The 15,454-nt window shown below is 57.1% G+C and carries 13 protein-coding genes; 5 read left to right on the forward strand and 8 right to left on the reverse strand.

Going from position 1 to position 15,454, the window contains the following annotated elements; all coding sequences use genetic code 11:
- The first annotated feature begins 19 nt into the window (after positions 1-19).
- Positions 20-2,002: a BTAD domain-containing putative transcriptional regulator gene (locus J2Z75_RS25055; protein ID WP_209855973.1), complete on the forward strand. Its 1,983-nt coding sequence runs from the start codon at positions 20-22 to the stop codon at positions 2,000-2,002.
- A gap of 8 nt (positions 2,003-2,010) precedes the next feature.
- On the opposite strand, the gene J2Z75_RS25060 is transcribed toward J2Z75_RS25055, so the two are convergent.
- Positions 2,011-2,448, reverse strand: a complete 438-nt coding sequence (locus J2Z75_RS25060; protein WP_209855975.1) for a hypothetical protein — start codon at positions 2,446-2,448, stop codon at positions 2,011-2,013.
- A gap of 214 nt (positions 2,449-2,662) precedes the next feature.
- Here J2Z75_RS25060 and J2Z75_RS25065 point away from each other — a divergent pair, with 214 nt between their 5' ends.
- The gene (locus J2Z75_RS25065) at positions 2,663-4,237 is read left to right on the forward strand and encodes a hypothetical protein (protein ID WP_209855979.1); all 1,575 of its coding nucleotides are present in this window, start codon (positions 2,663-2,665) and stop codon (positions 4,235-4,237) included.
- A 44-nt stretch (positions 4,238-4,281) separates the two neighbouring features.
- On the opposite strand, the gene J2Z75_RS25070 is transcribed toward J2Z75_RS25065, so the two are convergent.
- The 7 genes from J2Z75_RS25070 to J2Z75_RS25100 all read right to left on the reverse strand — a co-directional run bounded on the left by J2Z75_RS25070 (position 4,282) and on the right by J2Z75_RS25100 (position 12,027).
- Entirely contained in the window at positions 4,282-4,797 is a 516-nt protein-coding gene (locus J2Z75_RS25070; RefSeq protein ID WP_209855981.1) for a hypothetical protein, read from the reverse strand.
- A gap of 42 nt (positions 4,798-4,839) precedes the next feature.
- Positions 4,840-6,243, reverse strand: a complete 1,404-nt coding sequence (locus J2Z75_RS25075; RefSeq protein ID WP_209855984.1) for a trypsin-like serine peptidase — start codon at positions 6,241-6,243, stop codon at positions 4,840-4,842.
- A 32-nt stretch (positions 6,244-6,275) separates the two neighbouring features.
- Positions 6,276-7,499 carry a S8 family serine peptidase gene (locus tag J2Z75_RS25080; protein ID WP_209855988.1) on the reverse strand — a complete coding sequence of 408 codons (1,224 nt, stop codon included), beginning with the start codon at positions 7,497-7,499 and terminating at the stop codon, positions 6,276-6,278.
- Positions 7,500-7,585: 86 nt separating this feature from the next.
- Entirely contained in the window at positions 7,586-9,490 is a 1,905-nt protein-coding gene (locus J2Z75_RS25085; protein ID WP_209855991.1) for a DNA/RNA non-specific endonuclease, read from the reverse strand.
- A 102-nt stretch (positions 9,491-9,592) separates the two neighbouring features.
- Positions 9,593-10,507 (reverse strand): DUF3616 domain-containing protein, encoded by a 915-nt coding sequence (locus J2Z75_RS25090; RefSeq protein ID WP_209855994.1) that lies wholly within the window; start codon positions 10,505-10,507, stop codon positions 9,593-9,595.
- Positions 10,497-11,126, reverse strand: coding sequence for a DUF2272 domain-containing protein (locus J2Z75_RS25095; RefSeq protein WP_209855997.1), 630 nt, complete (start codon positions 11,124-11,126; stop codon positions 10,497-10,499). Before J2Z75_RS25095 ends, J2Z75_RS25090 begins: the two co-directional genes overlap by 11 nt.
- A 10-nt stretch (positions 11,127-11,136) precedes the next feature.
- On the reverse strand, positions 11,137-12,027 hold the full coding sequence (locus J2Z75_RS25100) for a hypothetical protein (protein ID WP_209855998.1): 891 nt from the start codon (positions 12,025-12,027) through the stop codon (positions 11,137-11,139).
- 78 nt (positions 12,028-12,105) lie between these two features.
- Here J2Z75_RS25100 and J2Z75_RS25105 point away from each other — a divergent pair, with 78 nt between their 5' ends.
- The 3 genes from J2Z75_RS25105 (at position 12,106) to J2Z75_RS25115 (ending at position 15,338) form a co-directional block, all read left to right on the forward strand.
- A complete protein-coding gene (locus J2Z75_RS25105) occupies positions 12,106-12,645 on the forward strand; it encodes a CBS domain-containing protein (RefSeq protein WP_209856000.1) in 540 nt (179 codons plus the stop codon).
- A gap of 352 nt (positions 12,646-12,997) precedes the next feature.
- Positions 12,998-13,645 (forward strand): hypothetical protein, encoded by a 648-nt coding sequence (locus J2Z75_RS25110; protein ID WP_209856002.1) that lies wholly within the window; start codon positions 12,998-13,000, stop codon positions 13,643-13,645.
- A 61-nt stretch (positions 13,646-13,706) separates the two neighbouring features.
- Positions 13,707-15,338: a right-handed parallel beta-helix repeat-containing protein gene (locus tag J2Z75_RS25115; RefSeq protein ID WP_209856003.1), complete on the forward strand. Its 1,632-nt coding sequence runs from the start codon at positions 13,707-13,709 to the stop codon at positions 15,336-15,338.
- The last annotated feature ends 116 nt before the right edge of the window (positions 15,339-15,454 follow it).

Genomic DNA, 15,454 nt, shown 5'->3' on the forward strand with positions numbered 1-15,454 from the left:
TAATACAAAGATTGAACCCATGGTCGATCCAGCATTTTGCAGATTGAAGCTGATCGATGGCTTCGGTCTTTATTTGAATGATGAAGAATTGCATGTGAGCCGGCGTAAGTCGCAAGTTCTGCTTTCCTATCTTTGGCTCAAGGAAAGCCATACCGAAACACGTTCACGCCTATCGACTCTGTTGTGGAGTAGATCCGGTGACGCCGAAGCACGCGTTTCGCTACGGCAGGAGCTTAGCCGTCTCAACAAAGAACTGGCTTTGAAGAGCGGTCTGCTGCTCCTGAACGGAGACAAGTTCGCGATCTGGCTCTCCCGTTCGCCTCCAGCGACCGACGCAGAGCTAATCACAAGCGAACTGGAAGCGGGAAGGATCCCCGCAATACTTCTGGAACGAACGCTTTTGCACGAACAGTTCCTGTCCCATTTCGAAGGCATAGATCCGGAACTCGACCTGTGGATCTCCGTTCAGAGGACAGCATTCAGCAGGAGGTGCCTGCGGGCACTTTCGGCAATCGTGCTGCAGAGACAGGGAGCCAGTTTGGTCAAGGCTGCGGCACGGGCGCTTTTCAACCTCGACCCTAGCGATGAGTCGGCATGCAGGCAACTTATGGAGATTGCCGTTGCGGAAGACAATATTCCCGAGGCCATCAGGCTCTACAAGGAATTGAGGCTTCTTCTTTCGAACAATTACGGCGTCAAACCGAGCAAGGCGCTGGTCGACTTTGTCGATGCTTTAACGCAGGTGAAATCGCCCCCTATACCCAGTCCAGGTATTTCTGCGACGGTCCAGGAACGCGGCCAGGGTGATGCAAGACTGCTTCTGCTTGTCCATCCTGTCGCGTTTACCCATGCCGCGACGGCGTCCACTCAGCGTTTTGCCGTGTTACGCAACGAACTGATCGGTGCGCTTTCGAGATTTCGGGACTGGTCGGTTCGCGAATTCGAGGCCGAGGATCGCCGGCTTGCGTCCATGCAGAATGCCGACAAGGTCTACGAGGTCGTGATCTCTGGGCAAACCGTCGGCGAGGCCGATTTTCTCACGGTCAACCTGATGTCAATTTCGACAAGAACCTGCCTCTGGAGCGAACACCTTCAGGTCGACTATATGCGTTTCAGCGGCCAGCAACGCGATACGATCCGCAAGATCGCCTTTGCTCTGGATATTGAAATTTCAGCCCACCGACTATCCCGAATCCTTGGCAGCAACCAATCCAGCCTCGATGTCTATGACAAATGGCTCCTGGGACAGAGCCTCCTGATCAATTGGCGGCCAAAGGAAGAAGCGCGTGCGGAAGCTTTATTTCGCTCTGTCCTGGCACAATCGGCGACCTTTGCGCCAGCAATCTCAAGCCTCGTCCAGATACTCAATTCACGCCATCATATCTTTCCAGGGGTCATGAGAAATCGCGAGCGCGAGGCGGAATCGCTGACGCTTGCAAGGCGGGCTTCGCACATGGCACCGCACGATAGCCGAACGCAATTGACGCTGGCCTGGAGCTACATGATGAACGATGATTTCGACCAGGCGATCCACTACTTCAAATTGGCCGTGGACATCAACGACAATGATCTTCGGACACTCATCTCGTCCGCCCAGGGACTCTGCTATGCAGGGGAAAAAACAAGCTCCATCGAACTTGCCGAGCGTGCCACGATGGTTGGTCGAGGTGGCGACGCGATGCATTGGGCCTACGTCGCCTGCATACAATATCACAACGACAATTACAAAGACGCCTTGAAGGCAATCGAGCGAAGCGGCGACGGCGCGTATTTCATTTTCGGAATGCGGGCAGCGATCCTCGCCCAACTTGGAGACGAAGTCGCCACCCGCACCGCTGCACTGGCTTTCGAAAAGCGGATCAAGGAAGCGTGGTATGGAAAGGACAAGCCAACGCAACGAAACATTCGCGCCTGGTTTAGCCAGATATTCCCAATCCGCATGCTGGCGGATCGGGAACGGCTCGAATCTGGCCTGAACAAGGCCGGATTCGGCCTGGCATGAAAAGCCCGTCAGCGGCAGCTTCGCATGGTATAGTCGGCGACACGGCCGTAAAATGCGTCGAGGGGAACATCGTTGCCGGCGAGATCCGCATAAAGATTTGGCAGAGGGTAATCCTGCCCGGGCGATGCACTGGCAACGCGCCCCTCGCTTTCTGCCACCTGTCCCGCCGGCGGCAAGCGCAACACGAACTCAAGCCCCTCGGCCGTATCGCTATCGGCCTGTTCGATCCGAAAGCGTGTGTATTTCGCATCGATGGTCATGAAGGCTCCGACCTTGCTGCGGAGTTCGGCCATGGTTGTTGGTGCGGATTGCGGGTTCTTGGCCCACTCCACAATCAATTTTCCGATTGCGACATAGTCTGCAAGGACGGCATCCGTCTCGTCGATTTGCCGGCCAAATGCGAATGGCGGGAAGTTCCGGTTGTTGAACAAGTCAAGCGCACTCATGTTAAATTCCCCTCTGTAAGATCAAAAGGCTGCAACGCCTTTGGAAGTCATCGCAGCATGACTGTGATCTGACCGTGAATACGCAAAAATCGGCTGTCGTTTCACGAGTAGATCACGCAACAACGGTAAATTAGCACGTGATTTCATTCGAACAACCGGGGGGCGAGATATGAAGTGGCTGAAGGCAATTGTTGCAATAGTGAGCATAGGAACATTGACCGCGCCGCTCGTGTCGAGCGCAGGAACGGGCCAATGCGGGCAGTCGAGCCTCCTCGGGCTTCAGGCGATCACCGGAGAAGTGAACAGCGAGAACGCGGAACTGCGTGTCATCCCTCAGGCAATGCGTGTTGTGCTGATGGACCGGCTCCAGACCGAAGGTGTCGAGACCGCGTCGACAATCAATATCGACCGTTCGCTCTACGTACGCGACAGGGCCCTTCTGGAGGCCGTTTCCTTCGCCGACCTCATGGAGGTACTCGCATCGAGTCTTGGACCCAATGCGCCATCGGGACTTGCGCTGTTTCAGGATTGGTGGCGCACGGCCGCAGCACCGGACCCCCAGTATGCAGCCGACATCGGTTGCACGGACACGCTTATCAACGGGTTTTCCTATACATGCCCCACTATAAGGCCGAGGGCTGAAGCTTCACTTTCAAAGGTTGCGGACCTGCGAACCGGGAGAAACGGCGGACCGCCTTTCACGATCATCGCGCTCGTCAATCGCGGCGATCTCGTTTACGGCAAACAGAATCCCGACACATGCGGCGAGTACCGGGTCATTGCGGCTGCCGATACGCTTAGTTCGGACGCGACGGACACGCTGGTCCAGCTCGGCGCACTAGGCCAGTTCTACATGTCCTTCGAGGCGGCCCTCCCCAATCAGGGCAATGGCATGTGTCTTGCCGTTCAGCGCTTCTGGAACGCGCTTGCAAACACAAACGACAGCAACGCCAGAGGCATGTTGCGCGCCTTCTTTCTCGAAGAAATCGGCATGAACAAGGACGGCACCATGTCGTTTCCGCCTGAAGCCGGCGCGGATTTCAAGTTTGGGCCTGTCATCAGTGCTTCCAATCTGGGACTTCTTCCCGACGATGCGTCGTCACTCGCACTCCCCTTGGCGAAACCCGTCGGGCAGATCCGGACGAACACCCGCGATAAGACAAGCAGATGGCTGTTGCGCCAGTATTCCTTCCGGAGAACCAGTCTTGGCCTTCGCATTACGCCGACCTCCCTCTCAGCGACACCGCCGGTCAGCATTATGGTCCCTGAATCCGGATGCAAGGAAGCCGGCGAAGATTGCAACACTGCTGTGGGTAGGAAAATCGCTGAGAACGTTGACGGCCTGAAAACCATCGAGTTCGGCAAGCTTGCTTTCGAGCTTGCCAACATCTGCCTGGAAGCAGGTCAGATGGTCGCAGAGGATGTCTTCGGCGACGGCTACAAAGTTGCGATATGGAAGAACGAAACGCCGGACAACCATGTCTTCACCGCACTCCAGACGATTTCGACGCAACCAGGGCTTCCGGATAAGGACAGTAAGATCGCCTTCAATCTGGAAATGACGTCGTGCGCCGGATGCCACAGGCATTCCACGCCGAGCCACATCGGACATCTCAGCGATTGGCGCGGGCAGTCTTTGGGAAGCCTTAGCCCTTCGCCAAACATGTTCACCCATTCCAGTATCAAATGCTCGGACGCTGCCTGCAGCCGCTATGAAATCTCCCCTCTCCTGGAAAAGGTCTTCCTTCCGTGGCGCGCCTTTCTGATGGACCAGACACTTCGACAATGATCAACACAGCGGTGCGAGTTGGCTATGGAGATTGGCTGCGATCATTATGGTTTGCAGACATTGTCCATGGCATCCTGCAGTGCTGCGCGAGCAGCGCCTGCAGCGTTCAGTGAACTGAGGATCAATTCGCCGAGTTCCCCGCTTGCATTGACACGGACCTCGGTAACCTGGCAACTGCCGCCATCGATCATCGCATGTGCAGTGATCGTTTCCGACACGCTGGCGCTGATGAGGGCGCCCGACCCGGTCGAACAACGCAGCCTGGCCGTCATGTCGATCATGGACGTTGTGGCGTTGGATGTGTAGCAAACACCAGTCAATGTATGGTCCGCGACATCCATTCCAGCGCTGGCGAGATCACCGCATCCAAGCGTCGAGATCGCCGGACGCACCGCGTTTGTGATGAGGTTGCTCACAAGCATGTCACATGCACCGGCCTTGGTTGCGCAGGAGGCTGCGATCAAAGCACCGACCGCAAGGGCGCGAAATTTTGTGGGCATTTCGCGTCCATTCTGAAACAACCCAGTCATGACGCATCCTCCGGTTTGCACGTTGGTCACTTGCCACAGCGCGCCTTTTGATTGTGGCGATTCTATCGCCCATCACTCTACGACCGCGGGGGCACGTAGTCTGATAGGCGCCGAAAATATGCAGTTGAGCAGATAAGCAAGCAGTCCGAGGCTCGTCGCCAGAAAAATCCCGTAGAGAACCGGCTCGAGGATCGGAAAGAATGTGACCGAGTTTGATTTGGGGTTGCCGGCAGTCAGTTCTCCGTAATGATAAGCGTTGTCGAAATAGCCGCCGGGCGCGTTGTTAATTGGCCTGACGAGACGCATGCGCCCGGCATCGACATGGGTACAGTAGCCGTCACAGATCTGTTGTTCCTGCCCAAGTGCCTCGGCCGTCATGCCGAATACAGGGGGATCGATGTAGACGCGTCCCTTGGTAACGAAGCCCTCGAAGAAATGCACCTGGCCAGCCACTGGAAGAAGGGCGAACAGGATGAGACTGAGGATTGCGGTAAACTTGCTCCTTGCAGGCTTCGGTGGCTCCCGCATGTGTCCAAACAGAGGAACCCGCTGCCACCAGGGATGCTCGGAAAACGATCGCGAAAAGCTGATGAGCATGAACAGCATGAGCGGGACAAGGATGGAACTGATGCGCAGACCTTGAAACGCATTCATCACCGGGTTGCCCGCCCCCAGCGCCAGACCGGCTGGATAGTTGGTCATGCGGTCCCCCAGGAAATGGGTCAGTATCAACAAGAACGAGATACTGGCGGTGAAGGTCCAGGCTCGGCAGAACCCCGGGCTCACACGTCTGATTTCACCTGGCATGTCCTTCAGAAAATCCAGGATAGAAGCCGCCGGTATCATGAACGCAACGCGCTGATCGGGGCTGATGTGCTTGGCGACAACCATGCCGACAGCTGCCTCGTGGTCATGGCTCCAGACGCGGCCGCCACTGAAACCGCCCGTCACAAACATGCCGCGGTTGCTCACATCGTCGATCTGCACCCAGGCCTGATTGGTCTTGCCGGCAAAACGCGCGGGGAAGTGAATGGGAAGCGTTGTTCCCGATGGTGCCCCGAAGACGTCGAGCTCGTTGTTGGCGAGGCTGGGGGCCGGGATGGCCGCGAGCAAGGACATACCAACCTCCTGTGGCGCAGCCCTGCTCAGACGCAGCAAGGCGATATCGTCCGATGGAAGGCGTCCTGGAGGTCGAAATCGAACAAGGCTTGCCGTTATGCGCGGCATTCCCGTCCCACCCTCACCGTCAGATACGTCTTCCGCCAGCGGCGCTGTGACGGTAACGGTTACGTCCTCGGGAGGGATCGACTTGTCGCGAATGTCTCTGCCCAGCGCTACGTTGACGACATGAGCGCACGTCACCGCATACCATGGACTGATGAGGAAACCCATTCCGGAGACGGTGTCCTGGAACGTCGCTCTGATCTGCACCAGACCTGCATCCGATGTCGCAAAAGGCGCGTATAGCGCATCCATGATGTCTGGCTCTCCATCCATGATCGCTGCCTCTAGGCTTGAGGCGCCTGGACGAGACCCCAGTGGATCAGGTTCTTCGCAATAGCCGGCGCCAGCGACAAAGCGCTCCTGCGCAACTCGAAGATGACCGCTGCGGCATCGGAACTGCCTTGGGTACGCCTTAGCTTCTCATACCACAGGCACGCGACGCCGGCGACGTGCGGCGCGGCCATGCTGGTGCCGTCCATTTCCGTCAGCCCTCCACCCAGTGCAGCCGACCAGATCCCGGTGCCGGGTGCCGCAAGCTTGGCGTTGACGTTCGAAAAGGATGCCAGTTCGTAGCCGCCACCTGCCTTGGGGCCGACTGCGCCGACCGAGATGAACTCCGTGGAATTGGCGGGAGGCGACGCGGCGATCGTGTAGTCGGGCATTGCACTTTCATTGCCGGCCGCGCCGACGACGACGCTGCCGCCCATGATCCCTTGCGTACCGAGAATGGACTGAGAGAGCTTGTTGAACATTTCAAGATTGAGCCTGTAGGCTTCGAGTGCGATCGACGTGGCTTGGCGGATGGGCAGGTTGTTCACCGTCATCAACCGTTCCTGAAAGCCTGGAAAATCCATGCCCAGGGACATAGAAATGACGTCAGCCCCCTGCGACTGAGCCCAGAGCACCGCCTTTACAAGCGAATCGCTCGACCCGCCATTGCTGCCGCCGATCACCTTGCCGATCAGTGCCTTTTTGACCCCGCGCGCAATTCCAATGCGATGTCCACCGACATCGCGCCCGAAGATCGTGCCCGCGCAATGGGTACCGTGCCCGTCGATATCGTGGGCCGGCCCATCGGTAAAGTTTCGATGAATGAACTCCACCCCCTGAAATGCCGGGTGATCCGCTTCTATCCCGGTATCGAGCACGGCAATGATCGTGCCTGCGCCTTTGGCATCGGACGTATCGGCGCGTACGGTCTCTATTCCCCAGGCAACACCCGGGGGTACAGCGGCCGGATTTGCTGGCGCCGCCGCCCGGATTAGCATCAGCGGCATGTTGATAGCTGTGCCCAGAACGTTCTGGGACGCTGCGGTTTCGGCAGCCTCGTGAACTGTCATTGCCTCGACACGCGTGGTGGCAGGTGCCTGTTCTGCGGCGACGAGAGCCGTGTCGCCGAAACCATCTGTATGAGCCGCCGTTGCAAGGCCGGGCATTGTTGGAACAATTGTTGGCGCTGTGCTTTGCTTCTCGACGACCACCCAGTCCAATTTCAGTGTTGCTGTCATGACAACCTCCGCTCGTTTCAGCATGTGTGCACGACAGCGCGGACTTGCGATGTCGCCGGGTTACAGGCGGGACCTCAGCCCAATCCCTATAATTTCAGGTCTTCTCGTCGGGAAATCCGCCTGGCGGCGCTGCCGAAAACGCCCTCGGTGCTCGTTGCGAGCGGATCGAAGTTGCGCAGCTTTCCAAAATCGAGGCCCGTCACCTGCTCCACGAACGCCACTTTGACCTGATAGGTCTCATGTTGGCCGTAGACGAATGCAGTCTCGGTCATGTCGCGGATCAGCGGCCCGTGCGAAAGCACGTAGGCTGTGGCATGCAGTTTCTTGGTTTGCGTGTTGACCATCACGGCAACCTTCCAGAATTCCTCGGGTACCTGGAAACCGCTCACTCCAGGCTGGCCCTTGAGGCGCCTGTCCGTCGAACGGAGGATCGGCCCGGTGAAGACCGACGCCTTGAAACCGCGCGTCTCGGCTGAGAGAAGAAGATAGTCCTCCAGGCGCACCCAGCTCTTTTGATTGAGGTCCTCGTGCTGGGGGACGCTGTTAGTGTAGTGAAATGTGTCGGCTTCCCCTTGCGACGCCTCATCCGGGTTGCCCCAGCCCGGATCGCGCCGGCGAACCATGTGCCCGCGATCAAGACGATTGTTACGATAAAGCTCGTTGCCGATCTGGTGCTCGGGCGCAATCCGCCCATCGAGCGCCCAATCTCCCTCCCGATCGAGCTTGCGCTGGCGCTCACCGTCGATATTGACGGCGGTGACCAACGGCAGACGACGCGATTTGCTCTGGATCGTGGAGAAGTGCTCATATTTGAGGACGGAATCAGCATCGTCCGAGACCGGGGCGACGTCGCTCGCCCAGAGACCAAGCTTAGGCATGGGGGCTGCGAGCCCACCTTTGCCGAGAAAGTGGGGATCATAGCCCATGCGGCCTGAAAACTTGTCAGGCGCGCTTGGGACTTCGTTTGTCATCGCGCCTGGCAACGCTCCAACGGCAATTTGCGTCTTCATTCGCCGCAAGGCTGCAGCGACAATATCGATCGCCACCGCGGAGTTCGTTTGCCGGAACACACCTCCGAAATGGAGACCCACAACTTCGGCCGTATCAAGATCGATTACCGCAGATCCGGAATTGCCGCCGAGCGATGTATAGTCAGCTTGGAGGATAACGCCGCCTTCGGTGTCCCCAATAATGAGCCCTGGCGAGAACCGCTTGACGTCATATACACCCCCGAACAGGCTTGCCATCAATTGCGGGTCGTTGCGCTGGCCGTCCCACGCAGGGTAGCCGACAGCTGCGACCGGCTGGCCAGGAACACCGCGTCTTGTTGCGATCTGCACCGGCTCGGCGCCGTCGATCGCCTCCACCCGCAGAAATGCGAAGTCCGGCTCATGTTGCGCGGCGATGTAGAGAACTTCGCTGGCAAAGGCGCGCCGTGGCGCGGTGTTGGACTGATACTGCCTTACATAATCCATCATCACGACCAGGTGGTCGCTGCCAACGCCGTTCTTGAACTGGAAGTCGCCGTTTCGATCGATATCGGTAAAAAACTCAGCGACATGTCGGTTCGTGACGACGATGCCCTTGTCAATCAGCCAGCCGGTACCGACGAATTCCTGGGTTGGATGATAGAGAAGATCCACCCGGCCCACATTCTTGGCCGATGCCTCAAGCAATACCTTGCGGTCTCGAATGAGATCGACACGATCATAGTCGCCGACAATCTGGATCTCGTCGTTTATGATGAAATAGGGCGGCCGCATTTCGGCAAGGATAATGGCTTCGAGGCCTGCTGAAGGCCCTCGGAAATCCGTCAAGTCCGGGACGATCTTTTTGGATAGGCTCTCGGCCGTGGCCTCGATGGCCATGTCAGCCCCGGAAGCGGCTTCCCGCCTTGTTGGCGGCGGCGTCACCGCTGATAGTCTTTGCATGGCGGAGGCGAGCACGCGATCGAAATTCTTGGAGTGCTTCAAAGACTCTATCTGACGCATTGTCTTCTCCCTAATGAACTGAAAAACATCGTGATGACCGTTCGTGACGGCGTCCGCCCGTCGATCGCGTTGCCTGTTGCTCGAACAGGTCCTTTTTGAAGGTCACGGCTTCACGTCAAGACTTGGAAACCACCTGCGATTGTCCGATTCGTCGCTGCACGCGTCACCATTGTCACCGAGAACTTGGAATTCATCCTCGTTCCACGCAAACAGCGCCTCGGGCACCATGCCGTGGAGATCAACGGTCGTGTGAGGTTGGGGAACGTGCTTTCCGTCCCACCAATAGAGTTTCGGCTGCGGACCGCCATCCGCCACCGAGCCCGCAACAATCAGGTAGGCGTGCTCACCGGTTCCGATCTTCTCAAGAGATCGAATTCCGAGCCCGTCGAGAGATAACTCTGAGACCGGCGGGATCTCCTCGCCCGTCGATGTCGCCGCTGCTGCCGGGACGGTGCCAGGTGTAAGGGGGTTTTTCAGCCTTATAACCTGCGCCTTGTTTTCTCCTGTCAGCGGTCCACGCAATCCGACGAGCAAATCGCCGCCGGGTGTCGCGGCAAGGCCCTCTATATTCAGGTTGGGCTTCAAGGTCGCCTCGTCCGTGCCAAGCGCTTCCGCGATCTTTGCTCGCAAATCGCGATATTCTCCGACGAGCCGAAGCGTATGGCCGTCGGGATCGATCTGGGTGGCAAGCAGAAGTTTGCGCTTGGTCTTGTCCTCGCCTTCCTTGTTCAGGGAGTGCGATGTCAGCCAGAATATCGTATCGCCGATGCGGGCTGCAGCCTCAATGTCCGTGACATCGGGCAGCGCCAAAGTTGAAACCGGCGATTTCTCGTTTCGCTTGTAGATGGTCAGGGTTTCAGTTTCGTCGCTGGCGACGACGAAATGATCATCATCAAGTTTGGCTGCGGCGGACGCCTCGCAAACACCCTCATACTCGAAAAAGGCGGCCATTGCGGGCGACGTTGCAAGCGCGAGGTTGATCGCGAGAAGCACGGTTCCGAAACGCTCATAACGCATTTTGAATCACTCCCACAAATGTGCGGCGCCCATCCCTTATTCTGCCGGCGGAATCGAGCTTGTAGGTCGTCCGCGTCACCGCCTGCCGGACATTGCCGCCAATGACGTCGGCCTCTCCGCTCCGCACGGCCACGACGATGTCTGAATGGCTGCAGAAGCTGTCACCGCCATGCTCGCGGATCCTCTTCAGTTCCCTCTTGGCGTCGGCGAATGTCATCGGAGGGGCGCGGCAACCGTCGCCGCTGCGGCTAGCCCAGACAAGGTCTCCGACGGACAGCGACGTAACACCGGGATCCTCCAGCGAAAGGCCTTGGAAATTTCCCGAATCGATCTTGGACACGTAGATCGAATGGTTTTCATGCGAAGGGAACGACGCGCCGGCGCCAGCCTCCTTGAAGCAGTAGGATATGAAAGCAGCGGACCAGGCGGGAGAATCCCGCCCGTCCAGATCGCTTCCGACGGCGTTCCAGTATTCATGGACAAACGTCCAGAATGGATGGTCTGCCTCCATCCGCGAACTGGTAAAGCCCATACGTGTGCCGTTGATTTTCTCGATCGGGCCGCCCCATCTGGTCCATTCCCGGCGCGCCACGTTCACAAGGTTGTCTCGAATTGTCATAGCCGTCACCTCAAATGAAATCGCCGTTGGCGCGTGACCATTTTTTCTGTGCGAGGTTGGCCCGCCGCGTCTTCAGGGCCGTCTTGAGATTCTTGCAGCGCTCGGGTTCATTCTCCGCACCCACATTCAGCAGCGCGGTGAACGGATCGGTTGCCAGCAATGCCCGTTGCAGATCGTCGAACCCGGCGCGACCATGGTGTCTGATGTCCATGACGATGCAGCACAGATCAGCGCTAATGCCGTCAAGTCCAAGACGACGGTCGCCTTCCCTTACCAGGCGGCGTGCCGTGTGGATCATATGCTGCACCTGGAGGAGCCGCGCTTCGGGATGATGTGTTGTCCAGTGGATCAGCTTCGCTGCGGCTATGACTTCCGCATCCTCGACGTCGTCCAAGGTCGGGTTGAGATAGAGCTGCAGCTTTTCGGTGGAATTATCATCCTCCATCGTGACGGCCCTCCCTGCTTCGAGCTTCACGATCCGTCCGCCGCGCACCTCAAGATTGGGAAAATAGTCAAGGACTTCAGGCCGCTGCAGCATATCCCTAAACCAGACAATAAAATCGCCGTCCGGAACATGGGCGGCGAACTGGCCGAAGCCGAACGTGAATCTCGCCCGGTCATAAGTGTTCAATGAAATGAAGCTCTGGCCCTCGCAGATCGCTGTCGGCTCTATAAACGCCGACCAGAAACCGTGCACATCCTGATAATCTTTGGCGAGATACAGCTGTTTTTTCGCCTCGGCATTGCCGAAGAAACCCGCGTCGTTGGAAAGTCCGAAACGCTCGACTCCCGTATTCCTGTTGCGGAACCGAACGCGGGCTCCGATGGGAAAGATGTCGTTGTTGTTGACGCGAGCGGAAAAATGCCGGCCGTCCCGGACCACATCGAAATGAATCGCCATTGCCACCTCCCGTTTAGGGCGCTGCCTTCTGCTGGTGGCGTATTGGTGTCTCCGGCACCGTGACGTGAGCGTGATTTCTTGGCACGGCTGACGGGAGTTCGACTGTGGAACGACGAGTTTTGGAGTTACATAGGCGCAGCAAGAACGAGTGCTGAACTCTTCCGGGCACCGCATTACCCGGATTCGATCCCTCGGAAGCTGGACGCCTTGAGGGGAGTCGAACGGGAGAGCCCATCTTGGCTTTCTCGGGCGCATCAGATCGATTTATGGAATCTCGTGACAAAACCAATTTTGGTTGTACGATGGCGCAGGGCAACGACAGCGCGAGTCATCAGTTTTCTCACCGGCCAGAATGACAACTCTCAGGCAGAACAGCGCTTCTGGGAGGCGATCGATTTTCCCGATGCGGGCAAACTCTTGCAATTGCCGGGGTTCACCAGCGAGGCGATCACTGCCGATTCAACCAACGCTGAGGCGCTGACAAAGATGGACGATCTGGCGAGGAAGACATTGGTGGCGCTCGACGCAGAAAACAGACCCAAGGGCGTTGCTAAACGGGATGCGATTGTCACGCACCTACTCGTTCAACTCGCCTCGGGCAGCACCGGTCCGCGATGACGAGGCACATCCACCTATATATACCCTTCCCCGTTCAGAGCATTTTCTATCCTGCATTGCACTCTCTTAAGTTTTGGTCTTGTCAGATAACAATCCATGTCGCATATTTTAGCGAAGGGTAAAGTTGTGGGTTGTGCGGGTTCCAGCGGGGGATACGGATCATGCGGCATGAACTGGACGCGCGAATACAAGCTTCTGCTAAACCCGGCACGGTTTCGGGAAGCACATTCCGAAATTGCCCGGCTTTTCGGAACTTAGAGTCTTTCACCTGAATTCCCTTCGCCCTGCAGCTCAGCAAATGAGCGATCACGATCCTAAAGTCATTCGGCTTCCAACGATGGATTGAATAGCGATGATAGCGAACACGGAAGGCGCATCCTCATTGACGGACTGGATTGCAGTCAGTCTCACGCTTCTGGGCGGAGCCGCTGCCCTAGTTCAGTACTATTGGAACAGTCGCCGCGAGCAGGCACGTGCTGCGGCAGAAGAAATGCAAAATCTCATATCCGACCCAGCAGTAAAAACGGCATTGGCCGCGCTTGATTGGAATGTTTGCTACATCCCCTTTCGGGACGACACCGGAACCGACAGGCTCGTGGAATTTACCGAGCAGGATTTTCATTTGGCGATGCGCAAACCCGGCACGAAGCGTAGCTCCGTGCAACGCTATAAGCTCTCAGAAGACCGAGCGGCCAACGAGAAGAAGATCGCGGGCGATGATAAAGACGCCGGATTCTCGGCACTCGATCACCACATCAGGAGTATCTTCAACGATTTTCTTGCTCGCCTCGAGCGGATGGAAGGGCTGATCCGCGAACGCGTGGTTTCGAAGGCGGAGTTCAAACGCTACTTCGAGTATTATCTCGAGCTGCTCGGTGGAGAAAGAGACAAGGAGCGCAAGGCGCTTCAGAGAAAACGGCAAGTCCTGATCGACTACATACGGGACTACGAGTTTAACGGCGTGATTGATCTCATGAAAATGTACGGTATGCCGATATGACGAGACAAGGACAGTACCTCGGCTTCCGCTTGATCTGGGCTTTTTGGGACAAGAACGCTTGATGGCGTCTCCCATCAAGGTCGGACCTCAAGATGTCCATAGCGGCATCGACGCCCTTCGATGTGGGATCAATCTGGAGCTCCAGGAAGGACGTTACAAGGACCCTCTCATCATCGCGTCCAAGTCGGGAACCCAGGATCGGCCGATCATACTGTCCGGGAAAAATGCCACGGTTGGGAAAGGGGAAACCTATGAACACTATCGTAAAACGGCGAACAGGCTGTCAGCCGTTCAAGAGGCCGGCGGCCAATACCCAGGCGTCTACTATGTCGCGGACAATGCAGCGCTCATCTTGCGGGATTGCCAATGGCTCGTCATTGAGGATCTAGTCTTCGACGGCTGCTGGCCGACGGCGATCTATCTCGACAATTGCCAGCATATCACTATACGCGGAGTCGACTTTCGCGGTGGCACCTTTGCGATCGGTGCAACAGGCCCAAATACCCGCCACCTACTCATCGAAGAATGTAGCTGGATTCAGGATATCAGCCGGCATGGCATGACGGACCTGGCGTCAATCCGAGCGAAAGACCGCATTGTCGACGCTGATCCACCAAGCCTGCTGCTTTGGCAGAAGATGGATTGGGAAGATGTGCATCGCAATTTTGCCGAGACGAACAAGCGTGTGAGCGTCAATCACGATGCCCGCGCTTTCGATGGAGACTTCTTCCGGGCCTGGACGATCGCTGGATATGTCATTATCCGCAATAATGTCATCATCGATGCCTTCAACGCCATTCATTTCTTCAATCAAGCGGCTGCATCGACGGTGACCAACTTCTCGCGTAATGTCCTGATCGAAAACAACTGGTTTGTGCGGATCAGGGACAATGCCGTTGAGCCCGAGGATTTTGCCTGGAACTGGACTGTGCGGCACAACAAGTTCGTCGACTGCTATGGTCTGTTTTCACTGGAGATGCAACGGTCGGGATATTTCTACATCTACGGAAATCTTGGCTGGAACCGCTACCGCCCCGGACCGCCGCGGGACGAGCACACGTCAGGTCAATTGTTCAAATTTCCCGTCGCGCATGAGGCCGATGGGCCTCACTACGTCTTCCATAATAGTTGGCTGATCCGGGCCGCGATCACGAAAAAACATCGCTTTAGAAACTTCCATCATATCAACAATGCCATCGGCTACTATGAGGAAGACGGAGAGCGACCGCCCCGAAATGCCCATCCCTTCGGGTCGAAATGGAACAAGCCCGACGAGAAGAATGCGGATGACGAGGCCACTGCAAAAGCGGAGGAGAAGCGCTTCACTCGCGAGTGGCGGAAGCTTGGCATCGAATTTGACGGCGACGTCGTTGATCATCCAGATTTCCCTGAGAACCTGCGCAACGCCGGCTACCCGCTTGGGATCTACGCGCGCCGGCAGCCACTCCTGTTTCATAACGAGAGACCTGGACGGCCGAAGGGGCTAAGATTGTCAAACGCGCCTGTGGCAATTCGCCTCGAACTTCGATTTCCCGATGGCCGTCAAACCTACGTGCGGGAAAACCGCGGCGTCGTTGGAGCCTGGCAAGACGATGGACTTATCCATGTCGAAGATCCTGCTTTCGTTGCTTCATGGCCCGTTGCAAGGGTAGGTCGCCAAAAATCGTCGCGACATGGTTTTGGCAGGAAATAGGCACCAGCGCACTCGAGGCATAGTCGTCAGTGTCGTTCGTGCCCGGCGGCATACGATGCAAAAAAACACGCACTTCCGTGTCGGACCTATTCGTATCTGGAGCAGGATGATTTTCT

Source organism: Rhizobium herbae (assembly GCF_017873135.1).
GTDB lineage: Bacteria > Pseudomonadota > Alphaproteobacteria > Rhizobiales > Rhizobiaceae > Pararhizobium > Pararhizobium herbae.